Genomic DNA, 26073 nt, shown 5'->3' with positions numbered 1-26073 from the left:
GGGAGTTTGAAACACATGGAGCGTATCTCTTGGAATCAATATTTTATTGCCCAAAGTCACTTATTAAAGTCAAGGAGCACTTGTGAACGATTAGCTGTAGGAGCGGTAATTGTAAGAGATAAACGCATGATTGCTGGGGGCTATAATGGGAGTGTCTCCGGGGGAGTCCACTGTATGGATGAAGGCTGCTATGTGATTGATGGCCATTGTGTGCGAACGATTCATGCAGAAATGAATGCGCTCCTGCAGTGTGCTAAATTTGGCGTCGCTACCGAACAAGCTGAAATATACGTGTCGCATTTTCCTTGTCTTCACTGCACTAAGGCCATTATTCAGGCCGGTATCAAGGCTGTTTATTATAGTGAAGATTATCGAAATCATCCATATGCCATCGAATTACTCAAGCAGGCAGGTGTGGAGATCCATAAGGTGGATCGGGATGAAAAGTTGATTGACCCACAAACAATGGAGAAGGAACAGCTGGTGGATGACCTTCTACATAGGCTTGAACGAAGCGGCCATAGTTCAGAGGAACTGCATGAGCTTAAGCAACAGGCTCAACATCTTTTTAAAGTGAATAAAACTCAACGTTTATGAAGGGAAATATCCATCTCCTCGTTTTAGCAACAGTCGGGGGAGGAATCTTATCTCAAACGGCTCGGCCGGTGACTTATCTTTTGTTAGGACTGTTTATCGCGTGGATAGCCACATTGAAAAAGTCCTTAACCTGGATAGTCACCCTTTCCGTCTGTTTTATCTTTGGCTTCATTTACTTTACTCCTCAAGTCCCCACTAATCCTTCGACCATACATCACCCTCTCAAAGGTAAGATTATTTCTCCCTTAATTGAAACAGAAAGCACGATCAGTACTACATTGAAGCTGGAGGATAGAGATGAAAAGGCGATGGTCGTCTATTTTAAAACAGCGGACCAGCCAGAAGAAATTAACTATGTGCGGGCACACCTCAAATTTGGTGCTGAATGTGTTATAAATGGAGAGGCTGGCTTGCCTGAAGGAGCACGTAATCCTGGTCAATTTGATTATCAGGACTATTTAAGAAATCAGCATATTACTGTTCAAATATCGGCGGAATCGGCCGATCAAATATCCTGTAAGGGTCAATCCTTCCTGCACAATGCCTTTAAAGCTAGAAATGCTATGATCTCTAAGGTGAAGAAATCCATGAGTCCACGAGCTTTTGGCTGGGCCTCTGCACTCGTTTTTGGAGACACTCAATATCTTCCAGAAGAAACTGTAGAATGGTTCCGGGACTTCAGCTTATCTCATATCTTAGCCATTTCTGGCCTTCACGTAGGGCTTTTTTTAGGCGGGGTGTACTTGATTCTATACCGTTCTGGATTTACAACGGTAGATCAAGCTAGAAGAATGGTTCTATTTATTCTTCCGGCCTACAGTTTTATTTCAGGAGCAGCCCCTCCGGTTCTTAGAGCATGTCTCATGGCTGTTTTTCTTTTGTTCATCATGCAATGGAAAATAAAAGTTGCCGCCACTGATGTTCTAGCAATCGTAGCTATGTTGTTATTAGTATTCAACCCGGCATATTTCTATAATCTCGGGTTTCAATTTTCATTCATCGTAACGTTTAGCTTACTTCTGTCTTATCCACTATTAGGCAATAAAAACATGTGGATTGCCTCAATAATGATCAGTTTCATAAGTCAAGCTGTAATTCTTCCCCTTCAACTACACCACTTTTATGAATTTAACCCACTCTCGCTGTTTGCCAATATATTGCTCGTCCCTTATTTCTCATTTATTATTATCCCGCTTCTATTTCTTCTCGTTCTCTTAGCTTTCTTTATTCCAACTTTGACAGTTACCTTATCTACAATTACTGTTGCTTTTCATGAAAGTTTTTTAAACTGGATTAGAGGTGTGAGTGAACCATTGAACATTCAATGGGTAGTTGGTGAACTTCCATTAGAATGGATCTTAGCTTATTTTGCAGTCCTTATCTTAATGATGATCAACTGGGTTCGGAAGCGGTTAAAGAAAGCATTCCTTTTTGGGGTAGGTACGGTCGTTGTTCTCATGTGTTATTCGGTAAAACCATATATCTCTAGTCAAGGCACTGTAACTATGTTAGACGTTGGGCAAGGTGACTCTTTCGTCGTGGAGCTGCCCCACAGAAAAGGGATCCTTATGATTGATGCAGCTGGGTCACCGGTTTTCAGCAGTAACCCCGACAGAATTGCAGATCAAATTATCGAACCATTTTTAAAATCAAGAGGAATAAAGAAAATTGATGCCCTCTTGATTTCACATATGGACCATGATCATAGTGGCAGTGTTGATCGCTTACAACAATCATTTAATGTCGCCGAGATTTATGTAAGTCCTTATCATGCAATCGATCAGCCAGGTGTAAATGTAATTGATCAGGGAGATACCATTGTATTGGATGGTTATGAGTTTAATGTGCTTCATCCACGTGGAGATGAGCAAGAAACAAATAAAAATTCTGTTGTTATTTATACTAAATTAGGAGGAAAATCATGGTTGTTTACCGGTGATAGCACCGCTTCAATTGAGGAAAAGATTCTCAGTAATTATCCATCGTTAACGACAAATGTGCTAAAAGTAGGTCACCACGGCAGTGATTCATCTACGTCTGCTAAATGGATAAACAGTCTTGCTCCAGACGTAGCCCTAATATCATCGGGTGTTGATAATCGTTATGGGCATCCGCATAAGGAAGTTGTCGACCGGCTCTTGGAGAAAAACGTAATCCTTTTTAGAACAGATTTGCATGGAGCCGTGCAGTATCAATTCAGTAAACAAACAGGAACGTTTTCCACCTTTCTTCCGTATAATGAAGAAAATAAGAAAAGACTGCCTTAGCAGGCAGCCCTTTAGCTTCAATTTTTAAATTATCGCCCAATAACTTCGAATATTACACCTATGAAGAAGATGACGAAAAAGAAAACAAATGAGAATACAAATCCTAAACCAGAATCAATTACGTCATTCGTCTTAGATTGTATATCCTTTCTAAATTCGTTCATTGTTACCCCTCCTATGTCATTTTTTATTATAAGCGAAAGTTTTTAAAAAATCCACATTCTTAGAAAAGGAAATTAAATATCCCTTTTCTAACAATCCTCTGCCTCTTCTAGCAAGACTTGTCACAGATAATTCTGCCCTGAGCGGTCACACTATACACATGAGGGGAACAATATCGTTTACTCTCACAGCATCCCGGGGCTGTGATGGTGACGTTCATATAGATGGTGCGGCGGCGTTTTTTGACAGAATTGAAAATGAACAATAAAATAAATACACGAATGTACCCAATAGGGGGCGCTGCCGCACCCCTTTTTTTCAGGTGAGAAGGGATTAGAGAACATGCCTAAACAGATTTACTTATTATATGGAACCGAAAGCTATCTGATACAAGAACATAAACAGAAAATTATCGAGCAGACATTGAGTGTCAAAGACCGCGACTTTAATATTTCGCAATATGACTTAGAAGAAACACCCGTTGAAGATGTAGTGACGGATGCTGAAACATTTCCTTTTTTAGGAGACAATAAGGTGGTTATCGCCTATCATCCAACTTTTCTTAAGGCAAAACCAGACAAACTTTCTTTTGATCATAACGTAGAAGCATTGCTACAGTACATAAACAATCCGGCAGATTATTCGGTCCTGATCTTAATTGCTCCTTACGAAAAATTAGATGAGCGTAAAAAAATATTCAAACAGTTAAAAAAAATTGGCGAAGTACTTCCATGTCAGCCTATTCGCGAGTGGGATATGGACAAGTGGATAAAGTCGATAGCAGAGGATTTACAAATTACGATCCCGGAATCAGTCTTCGAACTTTTTGCTCAGGAAATTGGGACAAACCTGATGGCCTTGCGCAAAGAAATTGAAAAGCTGGCATTACATGTAGAAACAGGCGGGGTAGTCAGCCGTGAACTTGCAGAGAACTTACTGTCGCATAGTGCTGAAGCATCGGGTCTTAAATTAGTGGATGCAGTGATGGAGAAAGATCTTGGGAGAGCCATTAGGCTTTATAAAGACTTAGTAAAGGCTAATGAAGAACCGATTGCTTTAATTGCATTGTTAGCTTCTCAATTTAGGATTATTAGTCAAGTGAAAACGCTTAAACAAAAAGGTTATGCCCAGAATCAAATGAAGAGTTATGTGAAAGCCCATCCGTTTGTTATTAAAATGGCTCTTAAAAGGGAGAGAGCTTTTACGAGCGAAGAGTTAAATGAGATTATTCAGCAGCTGGCTGAAACAGACTACATCATGAAACAAGGACAAATGGAAAAAGGGCTGGCCTTTGAAATGTTATTATATCAACTTATTCATATTAAGAACCGTGAAATGGTGTAATAAAAGCCTTCAGGAGGAACCCCTGAAGGCTTTTATTCGGTCAAAACTCAATGTAGAGCAATCTTTAATAAAATAAAAACGATCCTGCTTCCAGGATCGCATGTTGGTCATAAAAAACGTTTAGACGATTAACTAGCGTGAACTAATTTGCTCAGGCGAGATTTTTTACGGTTACCATTGTTTTTATGAAGGGCACCGCGTTGGACCGCTTTATCAATTTTCTTAACCGCTGTTGTAAGAGCTTGTTTAGCGTTATCCGTATCATTACTTTCTACAAGCTTCTCAACACGTTTAATCGCAGTACGCATGTCAGATTTGAATGCTGCATTTAATGAACGGGCATCATCGTTAACACGTACGCGCTTTTTAGCTGATTTAATATTAGGCATGGTTTCACCTCCCAGGTAAAAACATAAGAGTCGTTCATGTCGAACAAGAGACATTTTACCAAAGCAAGCCCTTGTTTTCAATAGATTTCTAACAGCTGATTTGCATAGTATCTATTTATATAGGGGAAAATGGGCAAAAGGAGGTCGTAAATATGGCTATAGAAGAACGTTTTTCCGTACGAACTGACCTGGCCTTAGAGGCCCATGAAATGAATGTGGAATCTGACCCCGCGCAAAAAGGTCATGATGGTGTGAATGTCACAGAAGAACAGCTTGATGATATCAAACTGACCTATGTCAAAGTAGATCCGGAAGGTGCTGACAGGATCGGCAAAAAGGCAGGAAACTATATAACGATTGAATCACAAGCTATTCGAAAACAGGATACAAAGATGCAGGTGAAAGTATCCACTTGTTTATCCAAACAAATAAAAAAACTGTTAGCTGATAATGATATTAAAGATACAGATCGCTGTTTAATCGTCGGATTAGGCAATCACAGAGTAACACCTGATGCAATTGGCCCTTTCGCAATAGATGAATTGGTCGTTACCAGTCATTTGTTTGAACTTCAGCCTGAAACCGTAGCAGAAGGTTACCGCAATGTATCGGCTGTAACTCCTGGAGTCATGGGAATAACAGGGATTGAGACAAGTGATATGATTCATGGAATCATTCATGAAACCGACCCGGATTTTGTCATTGCAATCGATGCACTGGCTTCTCGCTCTATCAATCGCCTTAATACGACGATTCAGTTATCTGATACAGGGATCCATCCAGGATCGGGTGTTGGCAATAAACGTAAGGAAATCAGCAAGGAAACATACGGTATTCCTGTTTTTTCCATTGGCGTGCCGACAGTTGTCGATGCTGTTACGATTACGAACGACGCGATAGATTATGTATTAAAACACTTTGGCAGAGAATGGCGTGAGAAGGATCGTCCATCTAACGCCTTATCTCCCGCTCTCAATCCTTTTGAAAAAAGAAAACAGCTGACAGAAGAAGACCTTCCAAGTGAAGAGCAAAGTCAAGCGGTTCTTGGAATGCTGGGAACTTTGAAAGAAGCGGAAAAAAGGCAGCTTATTAAAGAAGTTTTAACGCCGCTTGGACATAATTTGATGGTAACTCCAAAAGAAGTCGACTCATTTGTTGAAGATATGGCCCATCTGGTTTCTGCAGGAATTAACGGTGCTTTACATCCGGTCATAGAAGACGGTGATGCTCAATCCTATACTAAATTTTAATAATCATTAGAGATTTCGTTCTATGATTCCTCTCTCTAACATACCATTTACTAGAGTTTAAAATAGGGAGAGGATCAGAGCGATGTCACCGATCAAAAAGTATCCAAAAAAAGGTCGAAACTACATAAAACGCTGGTCTAAGTGGCTTGTCCTGTCTTTAGCCATTTTGTTGCTGTTATTTATCGGGATCGGAATTCTTACAGGTGCCAAAACGACGTATCGCCTTTATTCAGAAACCATCCAGAACTTTACTACACAGCTTGAAGGAAGTGACTTCTTATATTTATTTGAAATGGAAAATAAAATTTATGCCAATGCTCATCCGGAAGGGGCAGACCTTCCGAGCCTTTCGCATTTGTCTTTTAAAATGCTGACGAGCGTAACCCCGAATGACCCTCGAAGTCTTCTTGGGAGGGAGATCCCTGGCCTATCCTCCTATAATAGTGAAATTATTATTGCAGGGGAAGGAACCAACTACACGAACTTGCCGGTAGAATCACAACCACCGCTCGATGTTGTGTTACAAGACAGGGAAGCTGTAGAACCAGAAAACAATGAAAAGGTACCGCCACCAGAAAAAGACAACAAAAAAGATACAGGGGATCGTAATGTAGTATTTATTTATTCTACACACAATCGCGAATCGTTCTTTCCACATTTACCAGAAGGAACAAAGCATGCCTTTCACGATAAAGTAAATATCACAAAAGTAGGTGAGCGTCTTAAGGAAGCACTGGAAGCCAACGGCATTGGAACAAAAGTGAGTCAATCAGATATCACTACTACAGCAAATGAAAAAGGAATAGGTTCATATGCTGCTTCAAGATCAGTCGTTAAAGAAGCCATTGCCACAAACGATGACATCAAGTATATTTTTGACCTTCACCGAGATAGTGTACCTAGGGATGTTACCACGACGGAGATTGATGGAGAAACTTATGCTCGAACGATTTTTGTAATAGGAGCAAAGCATCCGGATTATGAAAAAAATTTAAAAATTGCTACAGAACTCCATCAAATGATGGAAAAGCAATATCCTGGATTGAGCCGGGGCGTTCTTACTAAAAAAGGTAGTGGGTCAAATGGTATATACAATCAAGATTTATTTGGCAGAGCATTGTTAATTGAATTTGGGGGCAAATATAATAGTTTGGATGAGGCGTACCGGACAGCAGATGCAATGGCAGAAGTGTTTAGTGATTACTACTGGCAGAAGGCAGAGAAAGTATCATCAGATTCATAATCAGGGGGAAACGATATGAGGGGGCTTTTGATCTTACTTGTATGCATGCTATTATTCGCGGCCGGTGCTTTATTTGGAACGAGCCAATCCTTAACTGAACCAACTTCTTCTCAAAAAACTAGTTTACAGCTTGAAAAGTCGTGCACCCCTGAGATGGCTGAAGAGGAGACTCCGTTTATTGTTGATGTAGCGGTAGGGATAGGAACTGGAGTTGGAGCGGGAGTTGACCTTGTTCTTATGTTTTTCTCAGATTTTGTGAAAACTTGATAAAACACAAGCCGTCCGGAGGGGCGGCTTGTGTTTTGCTTTTGGAATTATATGCATTGAAGAGTGACCTTAACGAACTTCCTTGAAGCCATCCTTAGTTGAATTTCCTCTATCGTGTTTACCGGGTCGCTTGCGCTTTTGCTCTTTGCATTGAATATTCGTGCACCTATTGCTATAATCAGGCTAGTTGACTGCGTGTGAAATTAGTAGGAGTGATGAAGTTGACAAGTCAATCTAGACAGGAAAGGGTCCGTAACTTCTCGATTATTGCCCATATCGATCATGGGAAATCGACATTGGCTGACCGGATTCTTGAAAAAACAAGAGCTTTAACACAAAGACAAATGAAAGAACAATTTTTAGATGCGATGGACCTTGAACGCGAGCGGGGCATAACCATTAAACTTAATGCTGTTCAACTGAACTATACATCCAATGATCAACAGGATTATACGTTTCATTTAATAGATACCCCTGGACATGTCGATTTTACATACGAAGTGTCCCGCAGTCTGGCTGCATGTGAGGGAGCCATACTAGTTGTAGATGCTGCTCAGGGAATTGAAGCCCAGACGTTAGCAAATGTATATTTAGCGTTGGAGAATGACCTGGAGATCATCCCGGTCATTAATAAAATTGATCTCCCTGGTGCAGATCCGGAGAGGATAAAACAAGAGATTGAGGACGTTATCGGTATTGATGCTTCAGATGCCATCTTAGCATCGGCAAAAGAAGGAGTAGGGATTGATGAAATTTTAGAGCGGATTGTAACAGATATTCCTGCTCCTGAAGGAAATGCAGATGATCCTCTTAAAGCGCTGATTTTTGACTCGCTGTACGATTCGTATCGCGGAGTAGTAGCTTATACTTGTGTTCGCGAGGGTTCTATAAAAGTTGGCGATAAAATCAAGATGATGGCTACAGGAAAAGAATTTGAAGTGAATGAGGTAGGCGTTTTCAAACCGACACCAACCTCGTTAAAAGAACTTCATGTTGGTGATGTAGGCTATTTAACAGCGTCTATAAAAAATATCGGTGATTCACGGGTAGGGGATACGATTACCTCAGCTGCTCGACCAGCAGAAACCCCGCTGCCGGGTTATAAGAAACTGAATCCGATGGTATTCTGTGGACTATACCCTGTGGATGCTAATAATTATAATGACTTAAGAGATGCGCTTGAGCGATTGGAGTTAAACGATTCTTCACTTCAATTTGAACCAGAAACCTCTCAGGCCCTTGGGTTTGGCTTCCGTTGCGGATTTTTGGGAATGCTCCACATGGAAATTATTCAAGAACGGATTGAGCGTGAATACAAAATTGACCTGATCACTACCGCACCGAGTGTGATCTATCAGGTTACGTTAACGGATGGAGAAGAAATCGAAGTCGATAATCCATCTATGATGCCTGATCATCAGAAGGTTGAAGATGTCCAGGAACCGTACGTTAAAGCAACCATTATGGTACCCAATGATTATGTTGGGCCTGTAATGGAAATTTGCCAGCGCAAACGCGGGAATTTTATGGACATGCAATATCTTGATGATAATCGAGTGAATGTTGTCTATGATATTCCATTGTCTGAAATTGTTTATGATTTCTTTGATTCATTGAAGTCACAGACGAAAGGTTATGCTTCATTTGATTACGACTTGATTGGTTATCGAGCATCTAATCTTGTGAAAATGGATATTTTACTTAATGGCGATACAATCGATGCTCTCTCTTTCATCGTGCACCGTGATTTTGCGTACGAACGTGGTAAAATCATTGCTGAAAAGTTAAAAAAACTAATTCCTCGTCAGCAATTTGAAGTGCCAGTGCAGGCAGCAATTGGCAATAAAATTGTTGCCCGCACCACGATTAAAGCGATGAGGAAAAATGTATTATCCAAATGTTATGGCGGAGACATCTCACGTAAACGTAAACTTCTTGAAAAACAAAAAGAAGGGAAAAAACGTATGAAGATGGTCGGTTCTGTAGAAGTACCGCAAGAAGCATTTATGTCTGTATTAGAGATTAATGATGATTAATAAGAGCAGGTAAAGACCGCAGGAGATCGTATCTTGCGGTTTTCCTTATGAAAGGTGGAACACCATGACAATCCCCTCCGCATATATTCACATCCCTTTTTGCCAACAGATCTGTCATTACTGTGATTTTACAAAGTTCTTCTATAACGAACGATTAGCAGATGAGTACATGGAGGCTCTTTATCAGGAGATACACACTTACATTCCAGGTGGTAAAGCCAGGGTGAAGACGATTTTTGTTGGTGGAGGAACGCCAACCGTAGTTACTCTCAGTCAGTTAGAAAGACTGTTGAGAATGATTGATGAGCACTTTGATATTCCAGCGTGTGAAGAATACACGTTTGAAGCTAACCCTGGAGATTTGGATCTGGAAAAAGTGAAGCTTCTCAAAGCATACGGAGTTAATCGAATATCGTTAGGAGTCCAAGTTTTTGATGATGACATGCTTGAAAAGATTGGCAGAGTGCATCAAGTCAAAGATGTGTATACGAATGTTGATCGTCTCATCCAGGCGGGACTAACGAATATAAGTATTGATTTGATGTATGCCTTACCAGGACAAACGGTGGGGGCATTTGAAGAAACAATTGACGAGGCTCTCCAATTTGGGCTTCCGCATTACTCTTCTTACTCTCTCCAAATTGAACCAAAGACAGTCTTTTATCAAAGGTATAAGAAGGGAACGCTCGTTAAACCCCCTGAAGATGACGAGGCTGAAATGTATGAGTTGCTGCAAAGGAAACTTGCTGATCAAGGTGTCAATCAATATGAAATTAGCAATTTTGCCAAGCCAGGTTTTGAAAGTAAGCATAACTTGACATACTGGAATAATGAGTACTACTACGGGATTGGGGCAGGGTCCCATGGCTATGTGCCAGGAAAACGAACGATAAACATCCGTCCTTTACCGGCATACGTAAAGCAAGCAAAGGCGAATGGCCGTCCCATCCTGCATGAAGAGCCGGTAGGATTGAAAGAGCAAATGGAGGAAGAGATGTTTCTGGGTTTACGTAAAGCAAGCGGCGTTTCTTTAAAACACTTTAAAGGTAAATACTCACGAACTGTTAATGAAGTATTTAAAGATGCTGTACCTAAATTAAAGGAGCGTGGACTCCTTACAGTGGGGGATGACAGCATTCGTTTAACAGATAAAGGGAAAATATTGGGTAATGAGGTTTTTCAGGAATTTTTGCTTGATTCGTGAAAAATCAAAGGAAATTCGTTGACATCTCAACACCCTTTTGATAATTTATTATTAGATTTAGCACTCACTCAATTCGAGTGCTAACAGAGGTGATCATCGATGTTAACTGATAGACAATTGTTAATCCTGCAAGTGATTATTGATGATTTCATCCTGACTGCACAGCCAGTAGGCTCGCGGTCAATTTCAAAAAAAGATGCTGTAACCTATAGTTCAGCTACCATACGTAATGAAATGGCAGACCTTGAGGAAATGGGTTATCTTGAAAAAACTCATTCTTCTTCGGGACGGGTACCATCAGAGAAAGGTTATCGTTTTTATGTCGATCATCTTTTATCTCCGTTGCGACTATCAAACAAAGAGGTAAAAACAATCAGAGAGGCATTTAAGGATCGTATGATGGAGTTCGAACGGGTCGTACAGAAATCTGCCGGGATTTTATCTGATTTGACTAATTATACGTCGATCATACTCGGCCCCGAAGTATTCGAAACAAAGTTGAAGCAGTTGCAGATTGTACCACTTAATGAACAGTCTGCAATCGCCATTTTAGTTACGAATTCAGGTCATGTTGAACACAGAGCTTTCAATGTCCCTGTTGAAATGAAGCCGGCTCAGCTTGAGAAAATGGTTAACATTTTAAATGAGCGTTTGCGCGGTGTTCCACTAATCCATTTGCATGAAAAACTCCAATTTGAAGTTCGAGAGTTAGTCAGGGAGCACATGGATGAGCAGGCATTTAAATATATGCAAGCTGCTTTGATGGATGAACAGCCAGCTAAGCTTTATATTGGGGGGAAAACCAATATACTCACACAGCCTGAGTTCAAGGATCTTGAGAAAGTTCGTTCGCTCTTTGCTACAATCGAACAGGAGAATGAAATGGCAGATTTGTTGAGGTCAGGCGAACAAGGTCTTCATGTTCGGATTGGACATGAGAATCCTTTTGATGCTATGCAAAATTGCAGCCTGATCACCGCAAGCTATACCCTTGGAAACGAGCAGGTTGGGACGATTGCTTTGCTCGGTCCAACACGTATGGAGTACAATCGGGTGATTTCATTGTTAAGTGTTTTATCCAAGCATATGACAGAAACATTTAAAGGTTGGTATTAATCTATGCCTTTAAGTTTTACAAGCGATGATGGGATGAAAGGCTCCCATCGCTTCTTTTTGTCTATTGCTTTTTCGGAATAGCAGTGGCACACACTTGCCTGTTAGCATACAGGATATAAATCTGGCCGCCTTTGCTTTTCTTCGGATATTTTTTCATGTTATAGTCAATAACGGTGAATAAGAACCAAGGAGGTGTAAGTCGTGGAAGAAAAAGATCAACAAGAACAAGAAATCATTGAACCAGAAACTGATGAAGAAACAGTTGAATTTGATAGGGAACAGTCCGAGACTGAGGAATCCTCTGACGAGCTGTCACAGCTTCAGCAAGAAAAGGAAGAAGTTCAGAATCGTTTGCTCAGACTTCAGGCTGATTATGATAATTTTCGCCGCCGAACTTCAAAGGAAAGAGAAGCGGATCGAAAGTATAGATCGCAATCAATTGTTGAAGAGCTGATCCCGGTCCTTGATAATTTTGAAAGAGCTTTGCAAGTCGAAGTGGATGGAGATACAGCCCAAAACTTCGCGAATGGAATGAAGATGGTGTATGACCAATTCCTGGAGGCTCTTGTCAAAGAGGGTGTCGAGGAAATCCCAGCTCAAGGGGAAGAGTTTGATCCAAATTTACATCAAGCAGTGATGCAAGTTGAGGACGACAACTTTGAGTCCAATGTAGTTGTAGAACAGCTGCAAAAAGGCTATCGTTTAAACGATCGGGTTATCCGACCGGCTATGGTAAAAGTAAATCAATAAATTGATAAGATAAATTGTTAGAGGAGGATACACGACTATGGGTAAAATTATTGGTATTGACTTAGGTACTACAAACTCTTGTGTGGCAGTAATGGAAGGCGGGGAAGCTAAAGTAATCCCTAACCCAGAAGGTAACAGGACAACCCCATCTGCGGTTGCATTTAAGAATGGTGAACGCCAGGTAGGTGAAGTAGCCAAGCGTCAGGCAATCACTAACCCAAACACGATTCTATCCGTTAAACGTCATATGGGTACTGATTATAAAGTAGAAGTGGAAGGTAAAGAATACACTCCACAAGAAATTTCAGCTGCTATTCTTCAGTACATTAAAGGTTATGCTGAAGACTATCTTGGTGAAACAGTTGAGAAAGCTGTCGTAACGGTTCCTGCATACTTTAACGATGCTGAACGTCAAGCTACGAAAGACGCTGGTAAAATTGCCGGTCTTGAAGTAGAACGTATTATCAATGAGCCGACAGCAGCGGCTCTTGCGTACGGAATCGATAAAGAAGACCAAGATCAAACGATTTTAGTCTATGACCTTGGTGGCGGTACGTTTGATGTATCTATCCTTGACATTGGTGAAGGTACATTTGAAGTTGTAGCTACAGCTGGTGACAACCGTCTGGGTGGAGATGACTTTGACGAAGTAATCATGGACCACATGGTAGCAGAGTTTAAGAAAGAGAATGGAATTGACCTTTCTCAAGACAAAATGGCTAAACAGCGCCTGAAAGATGCCGCTGAAAAAGCTAAAAAAGACCTTTCCGGTGTTGCACAAACGCAAATTTCTCTTCCATTTATTACAGCTGGTGAAGCTGGACCGTTACACTTGGAAATGAATTTAACTCGTGCGAAATTCGAAGAGCTTGCTTCAGATCTAATTGAACGTTCTATGAAGCCGACACGCCAAGCAATGAAGGATGCTGGCATGAGCTCAAACGATATTCACAAGGTACTTCTTGTTGGTGGTTCCACTCGTATTCCAGCTGTACAAGAAGCAATTAAGAAAGAAGTAGGAAAAGAACCTTCTAAAGGGGTTAACCCGGATGAAGTAGTAGCACTTGGTGCATCTATTCAAGGTGGAGTACTACAAGGGGACGTTAAAGATGTTGTTCTTCTTGACGTAACACCACTATCACTAGGTATTGAAACAATGGGATCTGTGACAACAAAACTGATTGAACGTAACACGACGATCCCGACAAGTCACTCTCAAGTATTCTCTACAGCTGCTGATAATCAGACAGCCGTGGATATCCACGTACTTCAGGGTGAACGTGAAATGGCTCAGGACAACAAAACACTTGGTCGTTTCCAATTGACTGATATCCCGCCAGCACCACGCGGTGTACCACAAATCGAAGTGAGCTTTGACATTGATGCGAACGGTATCGTTAATGTACGTGCCAAAGACATGGGGACGAACAAAGAACAATCCATCACTATTAAGTCTTCTTCTGGTCTTTCCGACGAAGAAGTAGAGGAAATGGTACGTCAAGCAGAAGAAAATGCTGAGGAAGATAAGAAGAAACGTGAAGCGATTGAACTTCGCAACGAAGCTGATCAGCTAATCTTCACGACAGATAAAACGATCAAAGATCTTGAAGATAAAGTAACCGATGAAGAAAAACAAAACGCAGAAACAGCTAAAGAAGAGCTTCAAACAGCTCTTGAAGGTGAAGACCTTGATCAAATTAAAGAGAAAAAAGAAGCACTGCAGGAGCAAGTTCAAAACTTATCCGTTAAACTTTATGAGCAGGCACAGCAGCAAGCAGAAGCAGCTCAAGGTGAACAATCAGGTGCAGAAGATGATGTAGTTGACGCTGACTACGAAGAAGTAAACGAAGACGAAAATAAAAAGTAAGCAGGTTGAAACGAAAAGTCAAAGTCAGGATCTTCTTGACTTTGACTTTTTTCACGTATGCTTTAGTGATGAACTATTTGCTTAAAACTAAACGAGAATGTTAATATAAATCTTATGTAATAGCGCCTGGGAGAGTGATCAACAAGTGAGTAAACGTGATTATTATGAAGTGCTAGGTGTATCTAAGGATGCTTCTCAACAGGATATTAAGAAGGCCTACCGTAAACTAGCACGTAAATATCACCCAGATGTCAGTGAAGAAGAAAATGCATCTGATAAATTTAAAGAAGCTAAAGAAGCTTATGAAACACTGAGTGACCAACAGAAACGTACCCAATATGATCAATTTGGTCATGCCGGCCCGCAAGGCCAAGGATTTGGTGGTTTCGGAGGCGGCGGCGAAGACTTTGGCGGCTTCGGAGATATTTTCGATATGTTCTTCGGAGGCGGCGGACGTCGTCGAGACCCTAATGCTCCACGCAAAGGGGCGGACCTCCAGTACTCTATGACGCTGCAGTTCGAAGAAGCCATCTTTGGTAAGAGTACAGATGTTGAGCTTCCTGTCGAAGAAACGTGTGATACATGTGAAGGATCGGGTGCTAAGCCTGGAACCTCACCAGAGACTTGTTCACACTGTCAGGGAAGCGGTCAGATTAACCAGGAACAAAACACGCCATTTGGCCGCGTTGTAAACCGAAGAGTGTGCCATCATTGCCAAGGAAGCGGTCAGATCGTTAAAGAAAAATGTAATACTTGCGGAGGAGATGGGCGTGTAACGAAACGAAACAAAATACACATCGATATTCCTGCAGGTATTGACGAAGGACAGCAGATTCGTGTACCTGGCAAAGGGGAAGACGGTGTCAACGGTGGCCCAGCAGGAGATCTGTTTGTTGTTATTCGTGTGCAGCCAGATGAATTTTTTGAACGTGAACAGGACCACATCTTTTGTGAAATGCCATTAACATTTGCCCAAGCTGCCTTAGGGGATGAAATCGAGGTGCCAACTGTGCATGGGAAGGTTAAACTTAAGGTGCCGGCTGGAACGCAAACAGGTAAGACGTTCCGTTTGAAAGATAAAGGTTCTCCAAATGTCCTTGGCCGCGGTCATGGAGATCAGCATGTGAAGATGCGTGTAATTACGCCGAAAAATCTGACAGATCGTCAACGTGAGCTAATTAGAGAATTTAGTGAAATTAGTGGCAATGAGGTAACAGAAGAGCAGCATGGGAACTTTTTTGATCGAATGAAACGTGCATTTAAAGGTGAATGATATTTATTAATGAAAGAGTGTCTGGACGTGGATGAATCGGTAGCTTATGGAATACTACCTGTGCCAAAGTTCCTGGCACTCTTTTTGTACATAATCTTAAAGAAGTGAGTTGATCAATTATGAAATGGTCTGAAGTTTGTATTCACACCACAAATGAAGCAATTGAGCCCGTTTCCAATATCCTGCATGAGTCGGGAGCTAGCGGTGTGGTGATAGAAGACCCTCAGGATATGGATAAAGGGGAAACAGGGTTTGGTGAGATCTATGAATTGAATCCAGAAGATTACCCCGAGGAAGGGGTCCATGTGAAGGCCTATTTACCAGTAAATAGTTTTTTATCCGAGACAGTTGATGCAATTAAACAATCGGTTAACAACTTAAAGATGTTTGACATCGACATTGGGCATAATGATGTGACACTTAACGAAATTCATGAAGAAGACTGGGCTACCGCATGGAAGAAATATTATAAACCAGTAAAGATTTCTGAAAAAATTACGATCATCCCGACATGGGAAAACTATACACCCGTACAAAGTGATGAGTTAATTATTGAAATGGATCCCGGGATGGCATTTGGAACAGGTACTCATCCAACAACAGTCTTAAGCCTGCAAGCCATAGAGCAGTATTTAGCGAAAGATGATATTGTTCTCGACGTTGGGTCAGGATCAGGAGTTTTGAGTGTAGCTTCGGTACTGCTAGGAGCAGACCATGTCCATGCGTTTGACCTTGATGAAGTAGCCGTGAAGAGTACGATGAATAATGCGAAGTTAAATCAAGTTGCACATCAGGTAACATCGGCTAAAAATAACCTTCTACATGAAGTAACCATCGAACCAGACTTAATTGTATCGAATATACTTGCGGAAATTATTGTCCAGTTTGTAGACGATGCCTATCGTTTGCTGCAACCTGATGGGTATTTTATCACTTCAGGAATAATTGAGGGAAAAAAAGACCTCGTAAAGAACCGGCTTCAAGAGTCCGGGTTTGAGATTGTGGAAACGAACCGAATGGAAGATTGGATTTCTATCATAGCTAAAAAGCCGAAAATAAGGTGATTTAACCATGCAGCGTTATTTTGTGGATCGAACGAATTGGACAGAAGATGGCGTAGTCATTAAAGGTGATGATGTCCATCATATGACTAGGGTGATGAGAATGCAGGAAGGAGACGCTTTTATCTGTATCCATCCTGTTCATGGCCCGGCTTTATGTGAAATCGATAAGATCGCACCAGGTGAAAAGGTAACGGGTGCTGTGAGGGAATGGGTAACAGAGGATAAAGAACTTCCGGTAAAAGTCACGATCGTTCAAAGTCTCGGAAAAGGGGATAAGCTCGAACAAGTCGTTCAAAAGGGCACGGAACTTGGTGCTTGCTCCTTTATTCCTTTTGAAGCGAAACGGTCGGTGGTAAAGTGGGATGCAAAGAAAGCGAAGAAGAAAATTTCCAGGCTCCAAAAAATAGCCAAGGAAGCGAGCGAACAGTCTGAGCGGTCCACAATTCCAGACGTATCTGATGTTATGTCCATGACAGAGCTGATCAGGCAGAGCTACCAGTATGACGTAAAAATGATCGCGTATGAGAGAGAAGCACGATCGGAAAATCACCGTTCATTGGCGGAGCAATTACAACAGGTAAAGAGGGGACAGAGCGTGATTATTCTATTCGGTCCAGAAGGCGGATTTACTCCTGAAGAAGCAGATCAACTCTTCTTATCAGACTTCCTTCCTGTACGATTAGGACCGAGAATTTTACGAATGGAAACCGCTCCACTATATTTTCTATCCAGTCTGTCTTATCAAATAGAAGAACTACCATGAAGGTTATAAATGCCCTTTCAGGATACTCGCTTTTTCTAATATGACATGCTATTATAAAAGAGATGTACGGACAACTAAATGGAGGGATAAATTTCTATGGAACAAAATCTAGCAAAAATGATTGATCATACACAGCTAAAACCAGATACTTCTAAAGATAAGATTACCGAAATCTGCAATGAGGCAAAAGAACATGGCTTTATGTCTGTTTGTGTAAACCCTTACTGGGTGGAATATAGTTCACAATTGCTACAGGGTACAGACGTAAGAGTATGTACCGTTATTGGCTTTCCCCTAGGTGCAACGACAACAGAGACAAAAGTATTTGAAACACGCCAGGCTATTAAAAACGGTGCCACAGAAGTGGATATGGTGATAAATGTCGGTGAATTGAAATCAGGAAATACCGCAGCTGTACAAGCTGATATTGAAGCCGTTGTAAATGAGGCTAAAGGCAAGGCACTAGTAAAGGTGATTATTGAGACTTCCCTGCTGACTGATGAAGAAAAAGTTACAGCTTCACAATTAACTAAAGATGGCGGAGCCGATTTTGTTAAAACATCAACAGGTTTCTCAGGCGGTGGCGCAACGGTTGAAGACGTCAGCCTGATGCGGAAAACTGTGGGCCCGGACTTAGGTGTGAAAGCTTCTGGTGGTGTGCGCGATTACGAAGGTGTTAGAGCTGTTATTGAAGCGGGAGCAACTCGTATTGGGGCAAGCGCCGGAATTGCTATTGTCAACGGGGGCACAGGAACATCTGATTATTAGAGCGCGAGAGCTGGTTGCTTTATTGGTCAGATTATAACCTGTGATTAAGAACCAGAATTTTTCAACAAAAGTGGATCCCCAGACTTAAAGCAGTTGAATATCCCGCTCTATCTTGGGAGATCGACCTATTTTAAGGTGGATAGCTTACTAAGTTTATAGAGATTTCAATTAGCAGGAATAATAAAAAAAGTTGACCATATAAAACCTATATAATATAATTGTCGAAGGTGTGGGAGTTCTCTACACTTTATAGAAACAGTTTTTTTGCTTTGGAGGGAGGGAAATAGCATGTCAAAAACAACTCGCGTCCGTAAAAACGAGTCTCTTGAAGATGCTCTTCGTCGCTTCAAGCGCGATGTATCGAAAAGCGGTGCATTATCAGAATATCGTAAGCGTGAATATTACGATAAGCCTAGCGTACGCCGTAAGAAAAAGTCTGAGGCCGCTAGAAAGCGCAAGTGACTAAAAGAGGGTGTTAACTAGATGTCAATTCAAGAACGTCTAAACCAGGATATGAAGACCGCGATGAAAGCGAGGGATAAGAAAACCCTTGGAGTCATTCGTATGGTTAAAGCTTCGATGCAAAACGAGGCGATTAAACTGGGTGAAGATTTGTCAGAAGAAGATGAACTGACTGTTTTATCTCGCGAGGTGAAACAGAGGAAAGATTCCCTCCAAGAGTTTAAAGAAGCTGGACGCGAAGATCTTGTAGAAGGACTTAATGAAGAAATTGAGATTTTACAAGTATACATGCCGAAACAGCTTACAGAAGAAGAACTTGAACAAATCATTCAAGAAACAATTGAAGAAGTAGGGGCTTCATCTAAGAGCGACATGGGGAAAGTCATGAGTGCTGTGATGCCTAAAGTAAAAGGTAAAACAGAAGGCTCAAAGGTGAATAAACTCGTACTTAAGCAATTATCTTAAATGGTAAAGGTCTCTCTTGATAAAAAGAGGGGCCTTTTATATTTTATGAAACTTCTTACATAGGTGTCCCGTATTAGTAGTAAGCAGTGTGCCAGAGTCAAGGAGGTGAAATGTTTGAAATGGTTTATTCGTTCCCTATTCATTGTGCCCCTGTTCCTCATTCTTTGTCCGATTAGTGATCATGTGAACGCTGAAGGGAAAGGCCAGTTGGTTTACGTGATCCCAGTTGAAAATACGGTTGAAAGCGGCATGGTCTCTTTCCTTGAACGTACGACGGATGAAGCCATTGAAAAAGGAGCAGATCATATCATATTTGAAATTGATACGCCTGGAGGGAGGGTGGACGCGGCCGGAGATATTGGTGAGCTGCTTGCCGGTTTAGATATTCCGAATACAGCCTTTGTGGCCAGTCGGGCGTATTCGGCAGGTTCGTATATTGCGCTGAGTGCTGATCAAATTTATATGAAGCCTCAAGCTACGATGGGCGCTTCAGGTGTAATTAATTCAGATGGGACTGCTGCTGATAAGAAAGCACAGTCAGCCTGGATTTCTGCAATGGTTTCAGCTGCCGAAGCAAACGGCCGCGATTCTTTATATGCAAGGGCCATGGCGGATAGCAGTGTGAATCTGCCTGAGTATGGAGCAGCTAAAGGGGAGTTTTTAACACTAGGACCTGAAGATGCTGTCGAAGTCGGTTATGCGGAAGGAATTGTGAATGATCGGACTCAATTGCTTCATGAAATTGGCATGAGCGATGCCAAGGTCGTTGAAACGAGTCCAACACTGGCAGAGAACTTTGCGCGCTTTCTCACCCATCCGGTTGTTATACCTATTTTATTATCGATTGCCAGTATTGGCCTGGTTGTTGAGTTATACTCCCCTGGTTTTGGCATTCCGGGGATAATGGGAGCATTGTCTTTAATACTTTTCTTTTACGGTCACGTGGTTGCCGGGCTCGCAGGCTATGAAGCCATTGTCCTGTTAATCTTAGGAATCGGTCTGATTGTAGCGGAACTATTTCTGCCTGGAGGCATAGCCGGAATAGCAGGGATAGCAGCAGTGGTAGCGTCGCTCATGTTGTCGTCAGCAGATATGGGTCATATGGCGATGAGTATTGGGATTGCTTTACTGTTAACGATTGTTGTTTCGATAATACTTATAAAAACGATCGGTTTTGAGCGAGGATTTTTCCGGCACGTTATTCTCAATGATTCCACCTCGTCTGAGAAAGGTTATGTTTCGACAGTGAACCGCCTTGAACTGATTGGATTGAAAGGGGAGACGATCACACCCCTAAGGCCATCCGGCACGGCTCTCATTGATGAGGAGCGTATAGATGTCGTATCAGAAGGAAGTTTCATCGCTTCTAATCAGCAGGTGAAAATTGTGAAAATAGAAGGTGCAAGAATTGTTGTTCGTGAAGAAAACTAAAATTGTTAAAGGGGAGTAATAAATGAGCTTACAAGAACTTATGCCCATTATTATCATAGGCATTATCATTATCGTTATAGCTGTATTGTTTACGTTTATTCCAGTGATGTTATGGATCAGTGCACTGGCTGCAGGGGTAAAGGTAAGTATTTTTACATTAGTCGGTATGCGGTTAAGAAGAGTTATTCCATCCAGAGTCATTAACCCAATGATCAAAGCGCACAAAGCAGGAGTAAATGTGGATACAAACCAATTAGAAAGTCACTATCTGGCGGGAGGAAATGTTGACAGAGTAGTAAATGCCCTGATCGCTGCTCAACGCGCCAATATTGAACTCAGCTTTGAGCGTTGTGCAGCTATTGATTTAGCGGGGCGTGATGTGCTGGAAGCTGTGCAAATGAGTGTGAATCCGAAAGTGATTGAAACGCCTTTCATCGCCGGGGTAGCTATTGATGGGATTGAAGTCAAAGCAAAAGCACGTATCACGGTTCGCGCTAATATTGACCGTCTCGTTGGTGGTGCTGGAGAAGATACAGTTATCGCACGAGTCGGGGAAGGCATTGTTTCTACTATTGGTTCCAGTGTTAACCATAATAAAGTTCTGGAAAACCCGGACAGGATTTCGCAGAACGTATTAGGAAAAGGGTTGGATGCAGGAACTGCATTTGAAATTCTATCAATCGATATCGCTGATATTGACATTGGTAAAAACATTGGTGCCATTTTGCAAACAGACCAGGCAGAAGCAGATAAAAATATTGCTCAGGCAAAAGCTGAAGAACGTCGTGCAATGGCGATTGCACAAGAACAAGAAATGCGCGCGCGTGTTCAAGAGATGCAGGCCAAGGTGGTTGAATCAGAAGCTGAAGTACCTGAGGCACTGGCAGAAGCACTCCGCTCGGGAAAGATGGGCGTAATGGACTATATGAATTATCAAAATATAAATGCTGACACAGATATGAGACAAACCTTAGGTGATATGTCTGATCAAGATAATGAAGAACAATAATTTTCCTCATGTTATAAAGGAGAATGGATATGGGAGATATTCTTGAAATACTATTTAGCAATTTTCTCGTCGTGGCAGCTGTGATAGGGGGGATCTTTAGTTTCTTCTCTGGTTTAAATAAAAAAAAGCAAGAAAAGGGCTCTCGCAAGCCATCCTCCTCTGTACCGACAGGACCTGCGGCATCTCCTGAACCAGCGATTAAGGAAGTTTCTGAGCAAAGAGATGAAAACATACCTGACAGCCAGACACGTACTCGAAACTACTACGATGAAAAACAAAAGCGTCAGGAAGAATTACAGGAGTATCAGAAGAATAGGGGGCAAGACCTCACTTCTTCCACTCAAACTGGCATAGGAGCGCCCTACGGTCCAGATGGGATACAAGTAGACTATGGCACGCAAAAGAAGAACGCCATTCGGTATTCCAGGCATTGGAACCAACAAAGGTTGGCAGATGGCATCATTATGTCAGAAATCCTTGGCCCGCCAAGGGCTTATAAGCCACATCGTTCGAATCCCAGAAAAAGATAAAAAAACGCACGAATTGTAGTGATACAATTCGTGCGTTTTTCGTATGTATAAGAGAAAGGAGGAAATCGAATGGTGAAATGGCAGCAGCAAATTCGTACATGGGTCGGCCGTTATTTCGATTTGCCTTCTGACGTTATGCTTGATCTGCCTCGCATAACAACGATTGGGTCGATCCATGCCTACATAGAAAACCATACAGGACTTTTGCTTTTCTCAGATCGGGAAGTGCGCTTAAAGTATCGTGACGGACATCTCTCAATAAAAGGGGAAAGTTTACGAATTAAAATGATGTTAAAGGAAGAACTGCTCTTAGAAGGCACGCTTGATTCCATAGAATTTTATCCGGATCCAAAGAAAGGAGGGAAGTAATGGCAAGGAACCAATTAGACTATTTATATGGACTAGTCACGGTAACTGTTAAAGGGGTATTAATTGAAGCATTTCTTCAAGCTTGTACCAGAGAAGGGGCTTACATTACAAATGTAAAGCAGCTATCCGCCAAAGAAGTACAAATGACTATACGTCTTAAAGATTGGGCAATTTACAGAAGACTTCGGAAAAAATACCGTTGTAAAATCCACATTATTGATCGACAGGGAATTCCATTTTTATTCCATCGGCTCCTTGCTAAAAAGGCAGTACTAACTGCTTTTCTATGCGGAATCTGTGCCTTGTTTTTACTGGCCAATACGTTATGGTCTGTACAGATTAAAGGTTTGCCTCCAGAGCTTGAAGCAACAGTCGAGAGTCAGCTAGAATCCTATGGGGTAACGGAAGGAAAATTGACAATTGGAATGAAAGATCCTAATGAGGTACAACGACTCCTGCTGGAGGATGTACCTGATCTGCTTTGGATTGGTGTGGAAAAAAAGGGGACGAGTTATCAGCTTTATGGGGTTATGAAAACGAGACAGGATCCGGATGAAACGACGCGGCCAGCTGATTTAGTTGCATCAAAAAAGGGCATAATAAAGAAAATGTTTATCACAAAAGGCAGACCGTTAGTCTCTGTTAATCAATTCGTTGAAAAAGGGACGAAGCTGGCTACAGGTAAACTAAAAGAAGATAATAATGAAGTAGACAAAGATAAATCTAAAGACGAGAGCAGCAGGTATATTGAAGCTGAAGGAGAAGTCATCGCTGAAACATGGTACCGAGCAGAAGTTCAAGTTCCTAAAGAGCGGCAATTGCAGCTTACAGATGGAGAAAAGTCATCAGCTTATTCCCTGAGCATAGGTTCCATAAAAATACCGATATGGGGATGGTGGAACACGGATGAGAGAAATCTAAGAGTAGAAACATCTCAAAAGAGCTGGGACTTGTTTGGCTGGGAATTGCCATTCAGATTGGAAGTCCAGGATATGTATGTCCAGGAGGATGTTCAAACAGCAAGCGACCCTGTTAAACAGGGGATCATTTCAGCTAAAAGAGACTTAAAACAGAAGCTGGATGAAGAGGCAGAGATCATAAACGAAAAAGTTTTGCACGAGCGTGAGGAGAATGGTAAAGTAAAATTAATCCTTTTATTCAAAGTACATGAGAACATTGCAGTGACCAAGTATGTAACCCAAGGAGATTGAGTATGCAAGGAAACTTAAAAACAATCGATATCCAACTGAATAATCCGGCAGAAGCTCTGGCTTTATTCGGTACAGAAGATAGAAATTTAAAGCAAATTGAAGAACAATTGAACGTCTCCATCATTTCACGAGGTGAACGAGTAAATGTTTCAGGGGAAGCTGAGCATGTTCGATTAGTAGAAGAAATTTTACTGGCTGTACTAGCCATTATTCGTAAGGGGTTATCCATAACAGAACGCGATATTGTATACGCGGTAGAGCTTGCGAAAAAAGGAAAAATCAATCAATTTGAAGCCCTTTTTGAGGATGAAATCACAAAGAACTCGAAAGGAAAGTCTGTTCGAGTAAAAACCCTCGGTCAGCGAAAATATGTGTCAGCGATCAAAAATCATGACCTTGTTTTCGGGATAGGACCTGCAGGGACGGGGAAAACCTATCTGGCTGTTGTGATGGCGGTCAATGCACTGAAAAATGGTGATGTAAAACGGATCATTCTTACCCGACCCGCGGTAGAAGCAGGAGAAAGCCTGGGATTCCTTCCAGGTGATTTGAAGGAAAAAGTTGACCCTTATTTGCGGCCTCTCTATGACTCTTTACATGATGTGTTTGGTGCCGAACATACAGCCAGATTAATCGACAGAGGGACGATAGAAATTGCACCTCTGGCATATATGAGAGGGCGAACCCTTGACGATGCTTTTGCTATATTGGACGAAGCTCAGAATACAACACCTGAGCAAATGAAAATGTTCCTAACGCGTCTTGGCTTTGGATCAAAAATGATTATAACTGGCGATATCACCCAGGTGGATCTTCCTAAAGGGGTTACGTCTGGTTTAAAGGTTGTTGAGCAGAAACTGGGTAATGTGAAAGGATCTGCATTTATTCACTTAGATCAAACAGATGTGGTGAGGCACCCTCTAGTCCAAAGAATTATTGACGCTTACGAACACGACCAGTCATAAGGCCCGTCATTCGGGCCTTATTTCATATGTAATTCTGCAAGGCGTGAGTTGTGAGTTCATTGTTACGGTAAAGGAGCCCTTTTATTACATATTTCCTGCCGCAACAGGTTTTCCGAAAATAAAATAGGCATGAAAAACCGACTCGATTTTCTAAAACCTGAACAAAGTGCTACGATATCATTAACCATCCTTATGATGGGGCAGAATTATTAGTAAAGGAAAAACTTACGAAAGAAATTTTATTGATATTGTTAAACAGTTTTATGGTACAACATTACTGAGTATTTTTATTTTTATGCGGAAGAATTGGGCGAGCAAACAACTGAAATGCCTTTCAGGTACCCTGATCCAATACGACAACCCAAAGAGACCGCGAATCCCAGGATTTAGAATCCCGGTCAGCATACATTCGTAAAGGAGGCTAAATAATGATTCAGATTGATTTTCAAGATGAGACAGATTCAGTTGATGAAGCATTTGTAGATCTTATTCAAAGATTGGTCGAGTTTGCTGCGAAAAAAGAACAGGTACCTGCTCAATCCGAAGTATCCATTTCGTTCGTGGATAACGACTATATTCAAGAATTAAATCGGGATTACAGGCAAAAAGACCAGCCTACAGATGTCATTTCTTTTGCTATGCAAGAATTGGGTGAAGGTGAACTTGAAGTCAAAACGGATGAAATGCCTGCCGTTCTAGGTGACATTGTTATCTCAGTGGACAAAGCTAAAGAACAATCTGAAGAATTTGATCATTCATTTGAAAGAGAGTTAGGCTTTCTGGCCTTGCATGGGTTTTTGCATCTTCTTGGATATGATCACATGGATGAAGATGATGAAAAGAAAATGTTTTCTCGTCAAGAGGAAATTTTACAAGAGTATGGACTCAAGAGATCGTAACCAAAGAAAGCTAATAGGACTGCGGTTTGCATTAAATGGCCTTAAGGAAGTCTTTTTAACGGAGAGGAATTTCCGTATCCATCTTATAGTGGCCAGCATGGCGTGTTTACTAGGTGCATACCTTAAGATCTCCTGGACTGAATGGGCTGTTCTTATTACGATGATTTCGCTAGTATTAACTATGGAAGTCATTAATTCGAGTATTGAACGTGTGTTAGATTATTTAGCACCCGAACACCATCCGTTAGCGGGCATTATAAAAGATATGGCCGCTGCTGCGGTATTGATAACAGCTATAGGATCAGTGTTCGTTGGGATATGTATATTTTTCCCTAAACTTATGATGGTCTTATAAATCAAGAAAGTTTGATG

General features: G+C 41.5%; 27 protein-coding genes. 25 read left to right on the top strand and 2 right to left on the bottom strand.

From position 1 onward, the window contains the following. Positions 1-15: 15 nt before the first annotated feature. Positions 16-597, top strand: a complete 582-nt coding sequence (locus P9989_RS13020; protein ID WP_283075329.1) for a ComE operon protein 2 — start codon at positions 16-18, stop codon at positions 595-597. Further along, on the top strand, positions 594-2864 hold the full coding sequence (locus tag P9989_RS13015; protein WP_283075328.1) for a DNA internalization-related competence protein ComEC/Rec2: 2271 nt from the start codon (positions 594-596) through the stop codon (positions 2862-2864). The genes P9989_RS13020 and P9989_RS13015 overlap by 4 nt, the downstream gene beginning before the upstream one ends. 29 nt (positions 2865-2893) lie before the next feature. Here P9989_RS13015 and P9989_RS13010 read toward each other — a convergent pair whose 3' ends face one another. Further along, entirely contained in the window at positions 2894-3028 is a 135-nt protein-coding gene (locus tag P9989_RS13010) for a YqzM family protein (protein WP_283075327.1), read from the bottom strand. 340 nt (positions 3029-3368) lie between these two features. On the opposite strand from P9989_RS13010, the gene holA reads away from it, so the two are divergent. Then, entirely contained in the window at positions 3369-4370 is a 1002-nt protein-coding gene (gene holA, locus P9989_RS13005; protein ID WP_283075326.1) for a DNA polymerase III subunit delta, read from the top strand. A gap of 128 nt (positions 4371-4498) precedes the next feature. Here holA and rpsT read toward each other — a convergent pair whose 3' ends face one another. Further along, entirely contained in the window at positions 4499-4759 is a 261-nt protein-coding gene (gene rpsT, locus P9989_RS13000) for a 30S ribosomal protein S20 (protein ID WP_283075325.1), read from the bottom strand. Between the two features lie 152 nt (positions 4760-4911). Between rpsT and gpr the strand changes: the two genes are divergently transcribed. The 22 genes from gpr to P9989_RS12890 all read left to right on the top strand — a co-directional run bounded on the left by gpr (position 4912) and on the right by P9989_RS12890 (position 26056). After that, the gene (gene gpr, locus P9989_RS12995) at positions 4912-6009 is read left to right on the top strand and encodes a GPR endopeptidase (RefSeq protein ID WP_283075324.1); all 1098 of its coding nucleotides are present in this window, start codon (positions 4912-4914) and stop codon (positions 6007-6009) included. An 82-nt stretch (positions 6010-6091) separates the two neighbouring features. Continuing rightward, on the top strand, positions 6092-7252 hold the full coding sequence (spoIIP, locus tag P9989_RS12990; RefSeq protein WP_283075323.1) for a stage II sporulation protein P: 1161 nt from the start codon (positions 6092-6094) through the stop codon (positions 7250-7252). A 15-nt stretch (positions 7253-7267) separates the two neighbouring features. Next, entirely contained in the window at positions 7268-7519 is a 252-nt protein-coding gene (locus P9989_RS12985) for a hypothetical protein (RefSeq protein ID WP_283075322.1), read from the top strand. Between the two features lie 221 nt (positions 7520-7740). Beyond that, positions 7741-9555: a translation elongation factor 4 gene (gene lepA / locus P9989_RS12980; RefSeq protein ID WP_390307175.1), complete on the top strand. Its 1815-nt coding sequence runs from the start codon at positions 7741-7743 to the stop codon at positions 9553-9555. A 64-nt stretch (positions 9556-9619) separates the two neighbouring features. Next, positions 9620-10759, top strand: a complete 1140-nt coding sequence (gene hemW, locus P9989_RS12975; RefSeq protein ID WP_283075321.1) for a radical SAM family heme chaperone HemW — start codon at positions 9620-9622, stop codon at positions 10757-10759. A gap of 99 nt (positions 10760-10858) precedes the next feature. Beyond that, positions 10859-11875: a heat-inducible transcriptional repressor HrcA gene (gene hrcA / locus P9989_RS12970; protein WP_283075320.1), complete on the top strand. Its 1017-nt coding sequence runs from the start codon at positions 10859-10861 to the stop codon at positions 11873-11875. Positions 11876-12076: 201 nt separating this feature from the next. Then, entirely contained in the window at positions 12077-12625 is a 549-nt protein-coding gene (gene grpE, locus P9989_RS12965) for a nucleotide exchange factor GrpE (RefSeq protein ID WP_390307170.1), read from the top strand. 37 nt (positions 12626-12662) lie between these two features. Continuing rightward, a complete protein-coding gene (dnaK, locus tag P9989_RS12960; RefSeq protein ID WP_283075319.1) occupies positions 12663-14492 on the top strand; it encodes a molecular chaperone DnaK in 1830 nt (609 codons plus the stop codon). Between the two features lie 145 nt (positions 14493-14637). Then, positions 14638-15765 carry a molecular chaperone DnaJ gene (dnaJ, locus tag P9989_RS12955; protein ID WP_283075318.1) on the top strand — a complete coding sequence of 376 codons (1128 nt, stop codon included), beginning with the start codon at positions 14638-14640 and terminating at the stop codon, positions 15763-15765. Positions 15766-15884: 119 nt separating this feature from the next. Further along, the gene (prmA, locus tag P9989_RS12950) at positions 15885-16829 is read left to right on the top strand and encodes a 50S ribosomal protein L11 methyltransferase (RefSeq protein WP_283075317.1); all 945 of its coding nucleotides are present in this window, start codon (positions 15885-15887) and stop codon (positions 16827-16829) included. A 7-nt stretch (positions 16830-16836) separates the two neighbouring features. Continuing rightward, entirely contained in the window at positions 16837-17592 is a 756-nt protein-coding gene (locus tag P9989_RS12945; protein ID WP_283075316.1) for a 16S rRNA (uracil(1498)-N(3))-methyltransferase, read from the top strand. 96 nt (positions 17593-17688) lie between these two features. Beyond that, the gene (gene deoC, locus P9989_RS12940) at positions 17689-18360 is read left to right on the top strand and encodes a deoxyribose-phosphate aldolase (RefSeq protein WP_283075315.1); all 672 of its coding nucleotides are present in this window, start codon (positions 17689-17691) and stop codon (positions 18358-18360) included. 288 nt (positions 18361-18648) lie between these two features. Then, on the top strand, positions 18649-18822 hold the full coding sequence (gene rpsU, locus P9989_RS12935; RefSeq protein ID WP_079530318.1) for a 30S ribosomal protein S21: 174 nt from the start codon (positions 18649-18651) through the stop codon (positions 18820-18822). Positions 18823-18843: 21 nt separating this feature from the next. Continuing rightward, a complete protein-coding gene (locus P9989_RS12930; RefSeq protein WP_283075314.1) occupies positions 18844-19287 on the top strand; it encodes a GatB/YqeY domain-containing protein in 444 nt (147 codons plus the stop codon). A gap of 114 nt (positions 19288-19401) precedes the next feature. Beyond that, positions 19402-20718, top strand: coding sequence for an NfeD family protein (locus P9989_RS12925; protein ID WP_390307163.1), 1317 nt, complete (start codon positions 19402-19404; stop codon positions 20716-20718). Positions 20719-20740: 22 nt separating this feature from the next. Continuing rightward, complete coding sequence (gene floA / locus P9989_RS12920) at positions 20741-21727, top strand: flotillin-like protein FloA (RefSeq protein ID WP_283075313.1); 987 nt, start codon at positions 20741-20743, stop codon at positions 21725-21727. 29 nt (positions 21728-21756) lie between these two features. Continuing rightward, entirely contained in the window at positions 21757-22257 is a 501-nt protein-coding gene (locus P9989_RS12915; RefSeq protein WP_283075312.1) for a hypothetical protein, read from the top strand. A gap of 72 nt (positions 22258-22329) precedes the next feature. Next, positions 22330-22626, top strand: a complete 297-nt coding sequence (gene yqfC / locus P9989_RS12910; protein WP_283078911.1) for a sporulation protein YqfC — start codon at positions 22330-22332, stop codon at positions 22624-22626. Continuing rightward, complete coding sequence (gene yqfD, locus P9989_RS12905) at positions 22626-23837, top strand: sporulation protein YqfD (protein WP_283075311.1); 1212 nt, start codon at positions 22626-22628, stop codon at positions 23835-23837. Before yqfC ends, yqfD begins: the two co-directional genes overlap by 1 nt. Positions 23838-23839: 2 nt before the next feature. Beyond that, positions 23840-24802: a PhoH family protein gene (locus tag P9989_RS12900; protein ID WP_283075310.1), complete on the top strand. Its 963-nt coding sequence runs from the start codon at positions 23840-23842 to the stop codon at positions 24800-24802. A 425-nt stretch (positions 24803-25227) separates the two neighbouring features. Continuing rightward, positions 25228-25701 carry an rRNA maturation RNase YbeY gene (gene ybeY / locus P9989_RS12895; RefSeq protein WP_283078910.1) on the top strand — a complete coding sequence of 158 codons (474 nt, stop codon included), beginning with the start codon at positions 25228-25230 and terminating at the stop codon, positions 25699-25701. Continuing rightward, on the top strand, positions 25682-26056 hold the full coding sequence (locus tag P9989_RS12890; RefSeq protein WP_283075309.1) for a diacylglycerol kinase family protein: 375 nt from the start codon (positions 25682-25684) through the stop codon (positions 26054-26056). The genes ybeY and P9989_RS12890 overlap by 20 nt, the downstream gene beginning before the upstream one ends. Positions 26057-26073 lie beyond the last annotated feature (17 nt).

The organism is Halobacillus naozhouensis (assembly GCF_029714185.1).
GTDB lineage: Bacteria > Bacillota > Bacilli > Bacillales > Halobacillaceae > Halobacillus_A > Halobacillus_A naozhouensis.
Note: the sequence above shows the minus strand (reverse complement) of the source record. Positions and strands in the feature narration are given on the sequence as shown.

Excerpts from the sequence above, each read along its gene's own strand:
- P9989_RS13020 (WP_283075329.1), top strand. The coding sequence starts at position 16 with ATGGAGCGTATCTCTTGGAATCAATATTTTATTGCCCAAAGTCACTTA.
- P9989_RS13015 (WP_283075328.1), top strand. The coding sequence starts at position 594 with ATGAAGGGAAATATCCATCTCCTCGTTTTAGCAACAGTCGGGGGAGGA.
- P9989_RS13010 (WP_283075327.1), bottom strand. The coding sequence starts at position 3,028 with ATGAACGAATTTAGAAAGGATATACAATCTAAGACGAATGACGTAATT.
- holA (WP_283075326.1), top strand. The coding sequence starts at position 3,369 with ATGCCTAAACAGATTTACTTATTATATGGAACCGAAAGCTATCTGATA.
- rpsT (WP_283075325.1), bottom strand. The coding sequence starts at position 4,759 with ATGCCTAATATTAAATCAGCTAAAAAGCGCGTACGTGTTAACGATGAT.
- gpr (WP_283075324.1), top strand. The coding sequence starts at position 4,912 with ATGGCTATAGAAGAACGTTTTTCCGTACGAACTGACCTGGCCTTAGAG.
- spoIIP (WP_283075323.1), top strand. The coding sequence starts at position 6,092 with ATGTCACCGATCAAAAAGTATCCAAAAAAAGGTCGAAACTACATAAAA.
- P9989_RS12985 (WP_283075322.1), top strand. The coding sequence starts at position 7,268 with ATGAGGGGGCTTTTGATCTTACTTGTATGCATGCTATTATTCGCGGCC.
- hemW (WP_283075321.1), top strand. The coding sequence starts at position 9,620 with ATGACAATCCCCTCCGCATATATTCACATCCCTTTTTGCCAACAGATC.
- hrcA (WP_283075320.1), top strand. The coding sequence starts at position 10,859 with ATGTTAACTGATAGACAATTGTTAATCCTGCAAGTGATTATTGATGAT.
- dnaK (WP_283075319.1), top strand. The coding sequence starts at position 12,663 with ATGGGTAAAATTATTGGTATTGACTTAGGTACTACAAACTCTTGTGTG.
- prmA (WP_283075317.1), top strand. The coding sequence starts at position 15,885 with ATGAAATGGTCTGAAGTTTGTATTCACACCACAAATGAAGCAATTGAG.
- P9989_RS12945 (WP_283075316.1), top strand. The coding sequence starts at position 16,837 with ATGCAGCGTTATTTTGTGGATCGAACGAATTGGACAGAAGATGGCGTA.
- deoC (WP_283075315.1), top strand. The coding sequence starts at position 17,689 with ATGGAACAAAATCTAGCAAAAATGATTGATCATACACAGCTAAAACCA.
- rpsU (WP_079530318.1), top strand. The coding sequence starts at position 18,649 with ATGTCAAAAACAACTCGCGTCCGTAAAAACGAGTCTCTTGAAGATGCT.
- P9989_RS12930 (WP_283075314.1), top strand. The coding sequence starts at position 18,844 with ATGTCAATTCAAGAACGTCTAAACCAGGATATGAAGACCGCGATGAAA.
- floA (WP_283075313.1), top strand. The coding sequence starts at position 20,741 with ATGAGCTTACAAGAACTTATGCCCATTATTATCATAGGCATTATCATT.
- P9989_RS12915 (WP_283075312.1), top strand. The coding sequence starts at position 21,757 with ATGGGAGATATTCTTGAAATACTATTTAGCAATTTTCTCGTCGTGGCA.
- yqfD (WP_283075311.1), top strand. The coding sequence starts at position 22,626 with ATGGCAAGGAACCAATTAGACTATTTATATGGACTAGTCACGGTAACT.
- P9989_RS12900 (WP_283075310.1), top strand. The coding sequence starts at position 23,840 with ATGCAAGGAAACTTAAAAACAATCGATATCCAACTGAATAATCCGGCA.
- P9989_RS12890 (WP_283075309.1), top strand. The coding sequence starts at position 25,682 with ATGGACTCAAGAGATCGTAACCAAAGAAAGCTAATAGGACTGCGGTTT.